11 protein-coding genes and 1 tRNA gene are annotated in these 13,903 nt (G+C 72.4%); 7 read left to right on the forward strand and 5 right to left on the reverse strand.

All coding sequences use genetic code 11. The annotated features are described in order from the left end of the window. The first annotated feature begins 247 nt into the window (after positions 1-247). From WMF43_RS24395 to WMF43_RS24405, 3 genes are read left to right on the forward strand one after another with little or no spacing between them, the layout of a single operon-like run. Positions 248-1,762, forward strand: a complete 1,515-nt coding sequence (locus WMF43_RS24395; RefSeq protein WP_437683565.1) for a serine/threonine protein kinase — start codon at positions 248-250, stop codon at positions 1,760-1,762. 53 nt (positions 1,763-1,815) lie between these two features. Continuing rightward, positions 1,816-2,805, forward strand: coding sequence for a hypothetical protein (locus WMF43_RS24400; RefSeq protein ID WP_437683566.1), 990 nt, complete (start codon positions 1,816-1,818; stop codon positions 2,803-2,805). A 35-nt stretch (positions 2,806-2,840) separates the two neighbouring features. Continuing rightward, positions 2,841-3,638: a hypothetical protein gene (locus tag WMF43_RS24405; protein WP_437683568.1), complete on the forward strand. Its 798-nt coding sequence runs from the start codon at positions 2,841-2,843 to the stop codon at positions 3,636-3,638. A 90-nt stretch (positions 3,639-3,728) separates the two neighbouring features. Here the strand turns inward: WMF43_RS24405 and WMF43_RS24410 are convergent, their stop codons facing one another. Both WMF43_RS24410 and WMF43_RS24415 read right to left on the reverse strand, forming a co-directional pair. After that, positions 3,729-3,926 (reverse strand): ferredoxin, encoded by a 198-nt coding sequence (locus WMF43_RS24410; protein WP_437684071.1) that lies wholly within the window; start codon positions 3,924-3,926, stop codon positions 3,729-3,731. A gap of 68 nt (positions 3,927-3,994) precedes the next feature. After that, positions 3,995-5,194, reverse strand: a complete 1,200-nt coding sequence (locus WMF43_RS24415) for a cytochrome P450 (RefSeq protein WP_437683570.1) — start codon at positions 5,192-5,194, stop codon at positions 3,995-3,997. Positions 5,195-5,393: 199 nt separating this feature from the next. Between WMF43_RS24415 and WMF43_RS24420 the strand changes: the two genes are divergently transcribed. Next, positions 5,394-5,966 (forward strand): TetR/AcrR family transcriptional regulator, encoded by a 573-nt coding sequence (locus WMF43_RS24420; protein WP_437683572.1) that lies wholly within the window; start codon positions 5,394-5,396, stop codon positions 5,964-5,966. Between the two features lie 183 nt (positions 5,967-6,149). Here WMF43_RS24420 and WMF43_RS24425 read toward each other — a convergent pair. Continuing rightward, positions 6,150-6,224: transfer RNA gene (locus tag WMF43_RS24425), tRNA-Glu, on the reverse strand. Positions 6,225-6,633: 409 nt separating this feature from the next. Here WMF43_RS24425 and WMF43_RS24430 point away from each other — a divergent pair. The 3 genes from WMF43_RS24430 (at position 6,634) to WMF43_RS24440 (ending at position 11,799) form a co-directional block, all read left to right on the forward strand. Then, positions 6,634-8,775 (forward strand): TonB-dependent receptor plug domain-containing protein, encoded by a 2,142-nt coding sequence (locus tag WMF43_RS24430; protein WP_437683574.1) that lies wholly within the window; start codon positions 6,634-6,636, stop codon positions 8,773-8,775. Then, on the forward strand, positions 8,772-9,866 hold the full coding sequence (locus WMF43_RS24435) for an HmuY family protein (RefSeq protein WP_437683576.1): 1,095 nt from the start codon (positions 8,772-8,774) through the stop codon (positions 9,864-9,866). The genes WMF43_RS24430 and WMF43_RS24435 overlap by 4 nt, the downstream gene beginning before the upstream one ends. Before the next feature lie 127 nt (positions 9,867-9,993). After that, positions 9,994-11,799 carry a hypothetical protein gene (locus WMF43_RS24440; protein ID WP_437683577.1) on the forward strand — a complete coding sequence of 602 codons (1,806 nt, stop codon included), beginning with the start codon at positions 9,994-9,996 and terminating at the stop codon, positions 11,797-11,799. Positions 11,800-11,866: 67 nt separating this feature from the next. On the opposite strand, the gene WMF43_RS24445 is transcribed toward WMF43_RS24440, so the two are convergent. Continuing rightward, on the reverse strand, positions 11,867-12,760 hold the full coding sequence (locus WMF43_RS24445) for a CBS domain-containing protein (RefSeq protein WP_437683579.1): 894 nt from the start codon (positions 12,758-12,760) through the stop codon (positions 11,867-11,869). Between the two features lie 495 nt (positions 12,761-13,255). Further along, a complete protein-coding gene (locus WMF43_RS24450) occupies positions 13,256-13,717 on the reverse strand; it encodes a hypothetical protein (RefSeq protein WP_437683580.1) in 462 nt (153 codons plus the stop codon). Positions 13,718-13,903 lie beyond the last annotated feature (186 nt).

Raw genomic sequence — 13,903 nt, forward strand, 5'->3', positions numbered from 1 at the left:
ACGCGCCCCTTCACGCCGCGACGTGAGACGCCGCGCTCTCCATCACAACCGCAACTTTACAATGTCGTCGACGAGCCGGGAAGCGGCATTTTGCAGTGCGACGGATTATGGCTTTCCTGGTTGGGAAGTGGATGTGATGGAGCGCTGGCGTTGACGGAGCTCCGCGACAGCGGCTACGATTGTCCATCATTGCTGCGTCCTCCTCAACGGTGGCCGCGCTGTGCTCATCAGCCTGGGGCGAGACGCCGTGAAGGAGCTCGACACGCCGGTACATGTAGGAGACGTCCTGCTCGGCAAGTACGCGGTGGAGCGCGTCCTCGGCTGCGGCGGGATGGGGATGGTCGTGGCGGCTCGCCACCGTGAGCTCGGCGAGCTCTTCGCCATCAAGCTGCTGTTGCCCCGGGCGCTCGCCGATGCCCAGGCCACGGAGCTGTTCCTGCGCGAGGCGCGCGCCGCGGTGCAGCTGAAGGGCGATCACGTCGTCCGCGTCCACGATGTCGGCAAGCTCGAGACCGGCGCCCCCTACATGGTGATGGAGCACCTCGTCGGGAGCGACCTGCAGCAGATCGTCTTTGAGCGCGGGCCGCTGCCCGTCGGCGAGGCGGTGGACTACGTCCTGCAGGTCTGCGACGCGCTGGCCGAGGCGCACGCCCAGGGGCTCGTGCACCGCGACCTCAAGCCGGCCAACCTGTTCCTCACGCGCCGCCCGAACGGGGCGCCGCTCGTCAAGGTGCTCGACTTCGGCATCTCCAAGCGGATCAAGCCCGACGCCGCGGATCTGACCAACACCCTCGTCCTGCTCGGCTCCCCTTTTTATATGGCGCCGGAGCAGATGGCCCGCGCCAGGCGCGTGGACACGCGGAGCGACGTCTGGTCGATCGGCGTGGTCCTGCACCACCTGGTGACGGGGATGATGCCCTTTCCCGCAGAGACGCTGACGGAGGTGGTGGCGAGCGTGCTGCAAGAGGAGCCGATCCTGCCCAGCCGGCAGCGGACGGGGCTCCCCGACGAGCTGGACACGGTGGTGGCGTTGTGCCTGCAAAAGCGGCCGGAGCACCGGTTTCAGGCGGTCGAGGAGCTGGCCGCCGCGCTGCGCGTGCTCACGTCCGCCCGCGGGCCGGATCCCGCGGCGCCCTTGGCCATGAGCTCGCGGCCCGCCGCGGCGTCGGCGCTGGCGGACACGCAGTCCGCGCTGCACCGGATCCCCGCGCGCCCGCCGTTGCCGACGGCGGAAGCGCCGGCGCCGAGCTCGGGCCACGAGCAGGCAGAGTCCCTCTCGGAGAGCGCAGAGCCGGCCGCGCGCACCAGCGACTGGGTGTGGAGCAGGCTGCACAGGGTCCCCCGGAGGGCGTCGATCGCGGGCGCGGCGCTGGCCGCGCTCGCCGTCGGGATCGGCTGGCTGCCCTTGTCGGAGCAGCAGCGGTCCGCTCCGGCGGCGCCGTCGATCGCGGCGCAGGAGATCGCCGGTCCCGTCGTGCCCCCGGCCGGACACGAGGTGCCTGCTCCGACCACGGTGAACACCGCGGCGTCCAGCGCTGTCGAGCGCTCCCCGGCGGCGGCGCCGGCGCCGCGGCCGGGCGCCTCCGCGCTCTCGGCGCCGGCCGCGCCGGCGAGCTCGCCCAGCGCGCCGCTGCGGCGGACAGCGCCCGTGCGCCCGCGCTCGGCGCCGGCGCCGAGGCACACCACGACGGCGGCCGGCGCGGCCGGCGCCACGATCGCGGCGCCGGCGGTGCCGCCCAGGAAGTACGAAGGAATCTACTGAGCGCGTGCTCGCGCGGCAGCCCAAGCCGGACCCACGGGAGGAGTGAAGCACCGATGTTCTCAGCGGATCGAGGCGCGCGCGAGCTCGCCCCAATCGCACTTGCCGCGGCCCTGATCGCGCCCGGCCCGGCGCAGGCCCAGGAGGTCGACAGGCACGCCGCCTTGACGGCCCAGGCGCTCTACGACCAGGCCACCGCGGAGATGGACGCCGGGAGCTTCGCGAGCGCGTGCGGCAAGCTGGAGGAGGTCGCGCGGCTCGTGCCAGACGGGCTGGGCGCCAAGCTGACGCTGGGCCAGTGCTACGAGGCGTGGGGGAAGCTCGCGAGCGCCTGGGCGCAATACACGATCGTCGAGGCGCTGGCGGCCAAGGCCGGGCAGGCGGAGCGATCGGCGCGCGCGGGCGCGTGGGCCGCGGCGCTCAAGCCCAGGCTCGCGACGCTGACGGTCGACGTCCCGGAGGTGGTGCGGGGCTACCGAGGGCTCGAGATCAGGCGCGACGGCGTGCCGCTCGGCCAGCCGCAGTGGGGCGCGTCGCTGCCGGTGGACACGGGAGAGCACGAGATCGTGGCGACAGCGAGGAACCGCAAGCCGTGGAAGCGGTCCGCGGTCGTGACGGCGGACGGAGAGGCGGTGTCGGTGGCGATCCCCGCGCTGGAGCCCGACGGGCGCGACGCGCCTGCAATCGCGCCGGGAGGCTCACGCTCCGCGACGGGAGGCGCCCAGCGCACCGCGGGTCTCGTGGTCGGCGGAGCCGGGCTGATCGCGGCCGGCATCGGTGTGTTCTTCGGGGTTCGCGCGGTGATCAAGCTGAACGAGAGCAACGCGGCTGGCCATTGCCACGACGGAAACGTCTGCGATGACGTCGGGTACGAGGCGCGCGAGCAGGCCGTCGTGGCGGGCGACGTGAGCACGGTGCTGCTCCTCGCCGGCGGCGCCGCGCTCGCCGGCGGCGTCGCGCTGTTCCTGACGGCGCCGAAGCCGGAGCGCCCGGACGCGCACATCGCCCTGGGGCCGCGCGGGATCGCCCTGCGAGGGAGCTTCTGATGCGGCGTCGCCGGCGCAGGGCGGACGGCGGGGCCATGGCGCGCGTGCCTCTCGCGGCGGGAGCCGGCGCGCTCTGCGCTGCCGCGGCATGGCCCGGATGCAACGCCATCGTCGGGATCGAGGCGCCCGTGCGAGAGGACGTCGCGGTGGCGACGGGCGCCGGCAGCGGGAGCGCTGGAGCCGGCGGCGATCGCCCCGACTGTACCAGCCTGGAGGTATCGCCGGAGGAGGCCCTGGAGCTGTCGATGATCGACGACATGGAGGATGGCAACATCGGCATCCTCAAGAGTGACGACGCAACCCCTCGGCAGGGGTCCTGGTTCGCGTACAACGACGGATCCGAGGGCGGAGCTCAAGCGCCTTCCGAGCGGGCCGAGCTCGTCGCGGCGATGATGCCTGCGCGCGTCGACAGCGAGAGGGCCGTGCACACGAGCGGCAACGAGCTTTTTACCTCCTGGGGAGCCGGCGTCGGCTTCGAGCTGAGCACCGCCTATTACGACGCCACCGGGTACCGCGGCATCACCTTCTGGGCCCGCGCCGAGGGCGAGTCGTCCAGGGAGATGTTCGTGACGTTCGTCGATCAGCAGACCGACGCGGGCGGTGGGATCTGCGGCGCCATGGCGGGTCAGGTGCCCTGCTACGACCATTTCCACACGAGCGTCGCCCTGACCTCGGACTGGAAGCACTTCAAGGTCCCTGTCGGGTGTCTCACCCAGAGCGGATATGGCCTCTTCGAGGCGATCGCGCAGGACAGGATTTCAAAGATACAGTTCAGCTTCGGTCCGGGCCAGGCGTTCAACTTCTGGATCGACGACGTCGCGTTCTACAAGTGACCGCTGCTGTCGCCCTCCGCTGTCCGCGTTCGCGAGCGCGCGTCGCGTCGATGCGAGCCAATCACCAGCGGAGGCCGGAGGCTCTGCCACTCATTCGCTCTCTTCCAGCTGCAGCGCCGCGCCCGGACAGATGCTCACCGCCTCGCGCACCGCGCTGTATTGCTCCGGTGACGGCGTCTCGTCGAGCAGCATCACGATCCCGTCATCGCGCTGATCGAAGACCTTCGGCGCGACCACCACGCATTGCCCCGCGCCACAGCACTTCTCATATTCCACGAGTACGCGCATTCTCATGACGCACCTTCTTCATCTCGGAGCTCTGGGAGCGTCGCCGCCGCCTCTATCATCGGCTCCTGTCACCAGGTGACCGGAAACTCGTGCATGCCGTACACGGCGGCGTCATCCTTGAATGACAGCTCCTCCTCGCGCGCGGCAGGGCGCAGCGTGGGGATCCGCCGGAACAGCGTGTCGATGACGATTTGCAGCTCGAGCCGGGCCAGGTTCTGACCGAGGCACTGATGCGGACCGAAGCCGAAGGCGACGTGGTTCCGGGCGCCACGCTCGACGTCCAGCTCGCCTCCGTGCTCGAAGACCGCCGGGTCGCGGTTGCCCGTATTCGCCAGCACGACGACGCCTTCCCCGGCCCGGATGAGCGCGCCGCCGAGCTCCACGTCCTCGATGGCGACCCGAGCGACGGCGCCTTCCGCGATGGTGAAGTAGCGCAGCAGCTCCTCGACGGCCGCGGGTGTCTTGGCAGGGTCTTGCCGGAGGACCGCGAGCTTCTCGGGATGCTTCAGCAGCACCAGCGTGCTCAGCGAGATCATGTTCGCGGTGGTCTCGTGCCCCGCGAGCAAGAGGAGGAACGACATGTTGACCATCGCCTCGCGATCGTAGGCGCCCTCCTCGCGCAGCTTGACGATCTGGCGACCGAGCAGGTCGTCGGTCGGGTTCTGCTCCTTGTCGCGCACCAGCTTGTCGAGATAAGCCAGGAGCTCGAAGAAGGAGCGCGCCTTTTCTTCGTTCGACGACTTGCGGCTCACCAGGCTCGCGGAGCGCGCCTGAAAAAACTCGTGATCGGCGTAAGGCACGCCGAGCAACTCGCAAATGACCAGCGAGGGCACCGGCAGGGACAACGCCCGCACCAGGTCGACCGGGCGGGGCCCGGCCAGCATGGCGTCGATATGCTCGTCCACGATCTGCTGGATGCGCGCCGCGAGCGCGGCCATCCGCTTGACGGAGAACTCACCGACCACGGCCCGGCGCGAAGACGCGTGCTCTTGCCCGTCCATGTCGAGCAGCAGCGGCTTCGAGATCAGCTGCGGCGGCGGCTCCGGGGACAGGTGGGGAAAGCTCGGGTGGCGCCGGTTGGCGCTGAACCGTGGGTCGGACAGGACCGTCTTGATGTCCTCGTGCCGGGTGACGGCCCACGCCGTCGCGCCCGACGGCAGCTTGACCTTGGCGACGGGGGCCTCTCTTCGGAGCTGTTCATGCTGCGCAGGCGGCGCGTAAGGACAGGTCCTGTTGATGGCGAGCGTCGGAATGGCATCGGCGGTCATGGTTCCTCCTCGGTTCGTCGGATGCGGCACGGAGAAGTCCGGTCAGCGCCTCCGGCAAGCTAGCCGATCGGCTAGACAGGCGCAAGCCGATCGGCTAGCAGGAACTTCCCGACCGGCTAGTCTCGTGCTGGACCATGGGAAGGCCTGGGCGAGCGACGAGGAGCAGAGTTACTCTCTTGCCGTCCCGCGAGGAGCACGCATGACCGCCGGCACCGCCATCCACGACACCCGGGCACGTCTTCTGGACACCGCGCTGAAGCTGTTCAGCGAGCATGGAATGGAGGGCACGTCGTTGCAGATGATCGCCGACGCGCTCGGCGTCACGAAGGCCGCCGTCTACTACCACTTCAAGACGAAGGACGAGATCGTCGAGGCCATCGTGGGCCCCCCGGTCCAGGAGCTGGACCAGATGCTCGACGAGGCGCTGACGAAACGCAGCCGGAGCGCGCAAATCGACCACGCCTTGCAAGGGTTGGTCGATCTTATCGTCCGCTACCGCGCGCTGTTCGGTCTCGTCAACAGCGATCCCGGGTTCCGACGGGTTGTCAACATGACGTCGGAGGCGGCGAGGGTCGATGACGTCAAGACCAAGATGCAAACGGTGCTCGCCGGCGCCGCTCCCAACCTCGCCGCCGCGATCGCGGTGCACGTCGTGTTCGCGGGGCTCTCCATCGTCGGCGGCGACCCCGCCTACGCCGGCATCGACGACGCCACCCTGCGCCAGCACCTCCTCGACGTCGGAAGGCGCCTGCTGGGCCGTCCCCGGCGTTAGCGAGCGCCCGGCTCGGGCGCGGCCGTTCGGCGAATACGGGCGCTGCGCGCGAGCGTGGATGGAGTCACCGCTGCTCCTCCATCGAGGCGCCGCGGGGGTAAACGGTGCGGGTATCGAGGGTGCCCTCGCCCGCGAGGCGATGGCCGCGGTCGAGGTGCGACCCGGCGCGTGCAGTACAGGCAGCGTCCCCAGCGGGATTCGAACCCGCGTAGCAGCCTTGAAAGGGCTGAGTCCTGGGCCGGGCTAGACGATGGGGACCGGCGATGCGGCGCGGGAAGCTAGCGTCCGTCGCCGAGCAATGCAAGCCTTTAGCTGCTCCCACGCGGACATCGCCGCGGCTTCCTGAGCTCGCTGGCTCCGAGGCGTCTTTTCCGCCGCGGGCATGGGCTCCACGCGCATGCCCCAGGTACCGACGGCTCCCCGTGCCGCTCCGGGCTGCGCCCGCGTGGACCACCGCCCCCGGCGCGCCCGCTCCGCCGCCCCAGCCGACGGCCGCGCCTCTCGCCCGTCCCGCGTGCGCCGAACCCGCTGGACGGCCGCCGCTGATTCGGGCAACCATGCCGCACCTCCTCCGACGCGCTGCGACGCGCCGACCAGGCCCGAGATCGCCCGCATGCCTCCGCTCCCGGCGCCGCGAGCCTGCTCCTTGCCTTGCTGCGGAAGGCTCGTGCTCCGCGACCTCGTGCCCCGCGGCCCGGGCCTTCCGCGCCGCAGGTCGCTCGCATCCTGCCTCCTGCTCGCGGCGAGCTCCTCGTTCACCTCGCCGCGCCCCGCGCTCGCGCAGCCTTCTCCTGCCGCCCAGCCCTCTGCTGCCGCCCGGCCCTCCACCGCCCCCTCTCCCCCCGCCCCGCCCCCGCTTGAGGTCGTCGTCACGGGCACGCGCACCCCCGAGAGCACCCAGCGCGCCACCGTGCGCACGCGCGTCGTCACCCGCGAGGAGGCCGAGCGCCGCGGCGCGACCAACGTCGGCGAGGCGCTCGACGGCGAGCTCGGCGTCCAGGTGAACCCGAGCTCCTACGGCTCGCTCGGCAACCCGAGCGCCATCCAGATCCAGGGCTTCGACCTCCAGCGCGTGCTCGTCCTCGAGGACGGCGAGCGCGTCATCGGCGACAGCGGCGGCGCCATCGACCTCTCGTCCCTCCCGCTCGGCGACGTGTCGCGCATCGAGCTCGTCACCGGCCCCACGAGCTCGCTCTACGGCACGAGCGCCATCGGCGGCGTCGTCAACGTCCTCTCCGCCCCGCCCGCGCACCCCGGCGGCAGCGCGCGCGCGCGCCTCGAAGGCCGCTCCCGCGCGGGGATCCTCCTGCAGGGCTCCGGCGCCTACCGCGGCGAGTCCGCCTGGGCCAGCGCCGACGCCTCGTTCCAGCGCGGCGACGCGGTCGCGCTCGACCCGGACGACCCCACGACCGCGCTGCCCGAGCGCTCGCAGCGGCTCATCGGCCTGCGCGCCGGCGCCTCGCTCGGCCGCGGCGTCGAGCTCCGGCTGCGCGGGCGGTGGATCCACGACGCGCAGGACGGCATCGAGACGCGCTCCTTCCCCGCCACCGCCACGGGCGCCCCCCGCCGCTTCGTCTACGACCTGCCCGAGGTGACCGACCGGCTCACCGTCCACCTCGCCGAGACGATCGACCTCGGCCAGGGCTCGAGCCTGCGCTTCGCCGCCGGCCGCCAGTGGGCGCTCCGGACCAGCGACCGCCGCCCGCGCGGCTCGCCCGAGCGGGACCTCCGCGACCGCTCGGGCGTCCTCCAGAGCTTCGAGGCCATCACCACCCTCGCCGAGGGCCAGCGCACCTGGGTCGCCGGCGCGCGCTTCGAGGTCGAGACGCTGGAGCAGCGGCACAAGACCACGACCGTCTCGCAGATCGACACCGCGCAGGGCGACACCGCCGAGGTGCCCTGGACCAAGCTCGGCAGCGCGTCGCTCTACGGCCAGCTCGCGTGGAAGCTCGGCGACGCGCTCACCCTCATGCCGGGCGTCCGCGGCGAGCTCCACCTCTCCCACGGCGGCGCCGTCGCGCCGCGGCTCGCGCTCGCGTACCGGCCCGCGCCGGCCGTCACGCTGCGCGCCTCCGGCGGGCAGGGCTTCCGCGCGCCCAGCGCCAAGGAGATCGGCTTCTCCTTCGACCACGCCTACCTCGGCTACGTCGTCATCGGCAACCCGTCGCTCGTCCCCGAGACGTCCTGGGGCGTGAACGCCGACGCCACGCTGAGCCCCGACGACCGGATCACCCTCCGGGCCGGCGGCTTCGTCAACTGGGTCAAGGACCTCATCGACATCAGCCTCGATCCGATCCGGTCGTCCGACGGCGTCGACACGTACGAATACGTCAACATCGGTCGGGCGCGCACCGCCGGCGTCGAGACGTCGGCGACGTTCCGCCCCGCCTCGTGGCTGCGCGCCGAGGTCGGCTACGCTTACCTCTGGACGCGCGACGACACGAACGATCAGCCGCTCAGCAGCAAGCCGCCGCACACCGTCCAGGCGTCGATCCGCGCCGATCTGCCCTGGAAGCTCGAGCTCGTCACCCGGTTCCGGGGCATCGCGAGCACGTTCGTCGGCGTCGACGAGCCGACCTCCCCCGGCGGCCCGCGTCGCGCGCTGCGGGCGCGGGGCTTCAGCACGATCGACGCGCGGCTCGCGCGCCCGCTCTGGCCCTCGTCGCAGGTGTACCTCGGCGTCAGAAACGTGCTCGACGTGCAGAAGGAGCCGAGCCGCTCCGACGATGTGCAGCCGGATCAACGGCCCCTCGAGGGCCGCACCCTCTATCTCGGCGTCACCGCCGAGCTACCGTGGGAGGACTCATGACCAGATGGGCAGTCGCCACAGCACTTCTCCTGCTCGCCGCCGGGTGCAGCGAGGAGGTCGGCCCGGGGACCTCGAGCGGCGGCGCGCCGACCGACGACGGCGCGCGGCTCGTGGTCGACGTGCCCGCGTCCGGCCGCGTCTTCCTCCGGCTCGCCGCGCCGGAGGTCGTGGTCCCGGCCGGCGACGGCGCCGAGTCGACCGACTGGGATCTCGCGTTCTCGGGCTACGACGTCCTGACCAACAGCGGCCTCAGCGGCCCGGGCGAAGGCGGCGCCCTGCCGGTCAGCCTGGAGGACTACGAGACAGGCGAGCTGCCGGGCACGCCGTACCTCATCGAGGACGACGCCGGCGGCGCCTTCACGCGCTGGTACGCGTACGACAGCGCCGAGCACGTCATCTACAGCCGCTTCCACGTGCACGCGATCGAGCACGAAGGGCGCTACTGGAAGCTCCAGATCATCACCTTCTACGGCGAGGTGCAGGGGACGCCGGTGCGGGCGCTCTACCGCCTCCGCTACGCCGAGGTGCTCCCCGAGGGCCCGGGCCCGACGGTGGACATCGAGGCGCTCGACGCGACCGCGGGCGGCATCGAGACGGACGACACGGCGCCGAGCGCGTGCCTCGACCTCGCGGGCGGCCAGGAGCTCATGCTCACGCCCGAGGAGGCGCGCGCGTCGACCGCGTGGCACGTCTGCTTCCGCCGATCGCTCATCACCGTCAACGGCGAGCTCGGCGGCCCCGGCAAGACGCGCGGCGCCGATCTCCAGGACGCGGAGACGGCCGACGAGGACAAGGACCTCGCCGCGGTCATGCAGCGGACCGCCGAGTCCGAGGCAGCGCGGTTCGAGGCGATCGGGTACGACACCGTCGCCGACCCCGCCATCCCCTACCGCGGCGACCACATCGCGACCGCCTTCACCGGCAGGTGGCTCGAGCCCGGATCGACCCCTCCCGCCCCGGCGAAGGACGTCGCGTGGCTCATCCAGGGCGCAGACGGCCAGTCGCGGTTCGTCCTTCTCGTCGACGGGTTCGAGGGCGCGACGGCGTCATCGCCGGGGCGGGTCTCACTGCGCGTCAAGCAAGTGGAATGACCTCCACTCCGCCTCTCTCGCGCGTCGCCGCCGCGGGACCGTGCGGCGCGCGTGACATCGCGAGACCGCAGGATCATACTGCTGGCCCAGCGAAGGCTGACTTCACGGAGCGTCAAGAAACATGCTTATGACAGAGTCGCTTGCACCCGCATCGATGGCGCCGGATCCGTCGCCCGGACAGGGGGCGCCGGGCGGCGGGCGCGGGGCAGCGCGGGCGCGCCGCGGGGGCCTGCTCGCCGCGGGCGCGCTGGCCGCGCTGGCCGCCGGCGCCTGCGGCGGCAAGGTGGTGGTCGACGGGTTCGCGCCGGAGGGCGCGGGCGGCGCCGGCGCGGCGAGCTCCGCGGTCTCGAGCGCCGCGGTGACGAGCGCCTCGAGCTCCGGCGCGGGCGGCGACCCCGGCGAGGGCGGCGCGCCGCCCATCGCGCCGCTCGTGGAGGAGGACTTCGGCGAGGTCGCCTTCGGCGTGCCGGTCGGGGTGGAGCTCCCACCGGGCACCCTCGGCTTCACCGCGATCGCGGAGCTCCCGAGCTCGCCCTCGACCTTCGATGTGATCGGGATCGAGCAGATCGTCGGCCCCAGCGGCCGGCTGCACGCGGCGGACTACTCGCTCCCGGGGACGTGGGCCTTGTTCTACAACTACGGGATCGGCACGGCGGCCGTCCCGCAGACTGGCACGGACGCGGCTGTGCCCTTTGTGCCAGGCACGTACTGGATCACCCTCGGCGACGGCGGCACCGGCGTCGCGCCGCGATCGGCGCGCCTCAAGGTGTGGCGCCGCCAGACGCTCGACGGGCGCTTCCACGGCGGGAGAATCGACGTCAACGCCTTCATCGCCGGGAACGCGGTCTCCGAAGAGTACCTGGAGAGCGCCTTGCGGACGGCGTACCACGGCTTCGTGGGCCTCCGCATCGGCCAGATCACGTTTCACCGCCTCGGGCGAGAATGGGCCTACGTCGACGAGGCCGTCGTCCCGCTCCTGCTGGAGCAGACGGCCGGCGCCCCGGGCAGACCTGCACTCAATGTGATCGCGGTGTCAGCATTTGGTGGCGAGATCGCCAACGCATCCGGCGTGACGCCGTCCGTCCCCGCGGTCGCCGTTCAGCACGGCACCCATCTCAGCGGCATCGTCGTCTCGCTCTTCGGGGAGCCCACGGCCGACACGGTCATTTTGCGCCACGAGCTGGGCCATTTCGCCGGGCTCTTCCACACAACCGAGTTCGAGCCCGATTTCGGCGACCCGCTCGACGATACCCTGCGGTGCGACGACGTGATGTCGAAGCTGGAGTCTTGCCCCGATTACGACAACATCATGTTTCCGACGGGCGGCGACTTCTCGGCCAGGATGACGCCGCAGCAGAGGACGGTCGTGCAGGCGAGCACGTTCTACCGCGGAATCGTCGAGGACGGCGGCGGCGCGGCCGACCCGCTCCCGACCGATCCGGGCACCCCGGCGCGGGGGTCGCGCTCCTCGCCTCCGACCGGGGGCGACGCCCCGGCGCCGGGCCACGGGCACGGGGCCTGGGCGGCCGCGCTGCCGCCGCGCGCCGCGACCCTGCTCGCGGGCCATTTCTGCGGGCACAGCGCGGCCGCGGGCGCGGATTTCTTCGCGCTGCTCCGCGCTGCCGGCGGCGCCGATCTCGCCCCGCTGCTCGCGGTGGGCCGGGATCCGGCCGCGCCGGTGCAGGTCCGGGCGCGCGCCCTCGCCGCGGCCGGCCGCGCCGCCGCGGAGCTCCACGTCGCCGCGCCCGCCGCGCGTGCGGTCGCGGATCTCCAGGCGCTCGCCGCCGACCCGCGGCAGCCGCGCGGCGCCCGGCTCGGCGCGATCCAGGGGGTCGCCTCCGCCTCCCCCGCCGCTGCCCGGGCGCTCGCCGCGCGCCTCGTCGCCGACCCCGACGACGTGGTCGAGCGGGTGGCCCTCCGGGCCGCGCGCTGACCAGGCGCCGCGCGTCCCGCCGCGACGTGAAGGCGAGGGATCCGACAGGGATCCCTGGTGCCCCGACTCAGCCCGCCCGCGACCGCGCGGCCACGGAGATCACCCCCGTGCCGGCGACGGCGCGCGCGAAATCCAGCCCGGTCAACACGCCGCGGAGCCGCCGCCCCTGCACCACGAGCACGCGCCGCGCCTGCGCCGCGTGCGCGGCGGCCGCGGCCCGGTGGAGCGGCGTCCGGACGTCGAGGCAGACCATCGCCGGGCTCATCACGTCCTCGACGGGTGAATCGGAGAGCACGCCGTGCGCGAGCAGCGCCTCCGTCTGGGTGAACATGCCCACGGGCCAGCCGTCGGGATCCACCACGACGAGCCCGCTCACCTGCGCCGTCGTCAGCCGGTCGGCGGCGAGCGCGAGCGGCGCCTCGAGCGGGATGGTGTACGCCGGGGCTGACATCAGCTCGGCGATCGGGGTCGCCAGACGCGACTCGACCAGGGCGAGAAGGAGGTCCTTCGTGCTGAAGACGCCGGTCAAGGCGTCGCCCTCGCGGACGAAGACGCGGCGGATGCCGTGCTTGAGCAGCACGCTCGCCGCCTGCACGACCAGCGTCGTGCGCCCGATCGTCAGGATCCCTGGGCGCAGCACCTCCCGCGCTTGGACGTCGGGCAGGGTGAGCAGCATGCCGCGGCTGTTCGTCTTGGTCTCGAACCGGCCGAGCCGGAGCAGATCGGTGCGCGAGAGCACGCCGCTCGCGCGCGATTCCGCGTCGACGATGGGGACGCAGGAGATGGAGTGCTCGCCGAGCATGCGGTGCACCTCGGGCAGCGGGGTCGTGTCCAGCGCCGTGATGACGTCGCACGTCATGTAACGCGAGACGGGTGTCGCAAAGCGCATCATGGGGAAGTACCTCGACGGGACGCCGGCGCGGGGCTCGAGCAGGCGGCGCATCAGCGCGCAGCTCAACATTCAGCAAGAACCGATCCGTAATGAGCATGCGCCTGGTCGAGCTCGGTGGCACGGACGCGCCTGCCTGCTCCCGGTGCCGGGCACAACGTTGCGCCGCACGGTCGCGCTCGCGCCCGGCGCCGGCGCAAACGCGGCGCGGCGGCGCGCACTCTGCGCCGTTCTGGGCAGCGGGCTGGGCAGCGCTGAGAGGCGGCTCACCCACGCAGGTTTTGCCGACAGGGTATGTCCTAAAATGCAACACCTGGGGAGCCCTGGAGCGCTTGCGCCGCAGGAACACCGGTGTTGCAGGACGTGGAGGTGGGCGCCGGGGCGCGCGGCGCGCAGGAAGCGCGCGCTGCGCGCTCCCGGCGGCCGGCGCCTCGGTGATCCTCCGGAGCAGCGATCCGCCGCTCCGCCGCCGGCCTCAGGGCGCGGCGGCGGCGGCTCGCAGCCGGAGCCCTCCCTCTTCCGGCGGAGGCGCGGGTCCGGATCCCGCCTCCGCGAGAGGGCGCCGAGCTACCAGGGCCTGGAGCAGCCGAACGACGGGCGCCCGCACGGCGAGCGCCAGGCGCCGCCGCAGCCGGGGCCGCCGAAGCCGGGGCCGCCGAAGCCGGCGCCGCCGAAGCCGGGGCCACCAAAGCCGCCGGTGATTCCAGGGGTGAATCCGCCGGAGCAGCCGCAGTTGCCGGAAGGACCGAAGTTGCCGAACGGCGGCTTCCAGCACGACGGCGACCAGCTCGACCCCGGCCCGAAGCCGGAGTACGGGCGCCCGAAGCCCCAGACCGGGTTGCCGCCGCCCCACCCCGACGAGAACGGATAACCGCCGTACAGCGCCTGGGAGGTCTCCTCGACCTCCACGGCGTCGGTGTCCTCCATGTCGCTATCGTCGACGCCATCCTGGCCCGCCGCGCAGCCGGCGGTCAGCGTGGCCATCACCATGGCGACGCGCATCAACCTGCTATTCAACAGCTCGATCATTTGTCCTCCTCCCAAGGCCCGCGCCTTCGCAGGGCCGTTTGCCAGTCGGACCGCGGAGAGAGCAGCGCTCATGCCTGAGAGCTCGTGTGCACAGGCTGCCGCCGGAAGGCGCGCGCGGCGGGCGCGGGTCGCAGAGAAAACGACATTCCTAAACAGCGCCCACCGCCGCGACGCCGCGCTGTCCAA

The sequence above is a fragment of the Sorangium sp. So ce131 genome (assembly GCF_051519095.1).
Taxonomy (GTDB): Bacteria; Myxococcota_A; Polyangia; order Polyangiales; family Polyangiaceae; genus Sorangium.

Excerpts from the sequence above, each read along its gene's own strand:
- WMF43_RS24400 (WP_437683566.1), top strand. The coding sequence starts at position 1,816 with ATGTTCTCAGCGGATCGAGGCGCGCGCGAGCTCGCCCCAATCGCACTT.
- WMF43_RS24405 (WP_437683568.1), top strand. The coding sequence starts at position 2,841 with ATGGCGCGCGTGCCTCTCGCGGCGGGAGCCGGCGCGCTCTGCGCTGCC.
- WMF43_RS24410 (WP_437684071.1), bottom strand. The coding sequence starts at position 3,926 with ATGCGCGTACTCGTGGAATATGAGAAGTGCTGTGGCGCGGGGCAATGC.
- WMF43_RS24415 (WP_437683570.1), bottom strand. The coding sequence starts at position 5,194 with ATGACCGCCGATGCCATTCCGACGCTCGCCATCAACAGGACCTGTCCT.
- WMF43_RS24420 (WP_437683572.1), top strand. The coding sequence starts at position 5,394 with ATGACCGCCGGCACCGCCATCCACGACACCCGGGCACGTCTTCTGGAC.
- WMF43_RS24435 (WP_437683576.1), top strand. The coding sequence starts at position 8,772 with ATGACCAGATGGGCAGTCGCCACAGCACTTCTCCTGCTCGCCGCCGGG.
- WMF43_RS24440 (WP_437683577.1), top strand. The coding sequence starts at position 9,994 with ATGACAGAGTCGCTTGCACCCGCATCGATGGCGCCGGATCCGTCGCCC.
- WMF43_RS24445 (WP_437683579.1), bottom strand. The coding sequence starts at position 12,760 with ATGTTGAGCTGCGCGCTGATGCGCCGCCTGCTCGAGCCCCGCGCCGGC.
- WMF43_RS24450 (WP_437683580.1), bottom strand. The coding sequence starts at position 13,717 with ATGATCGAGCTGTTGAATAGCAGGTTGATGCGCGTCGCCATGGTGATG.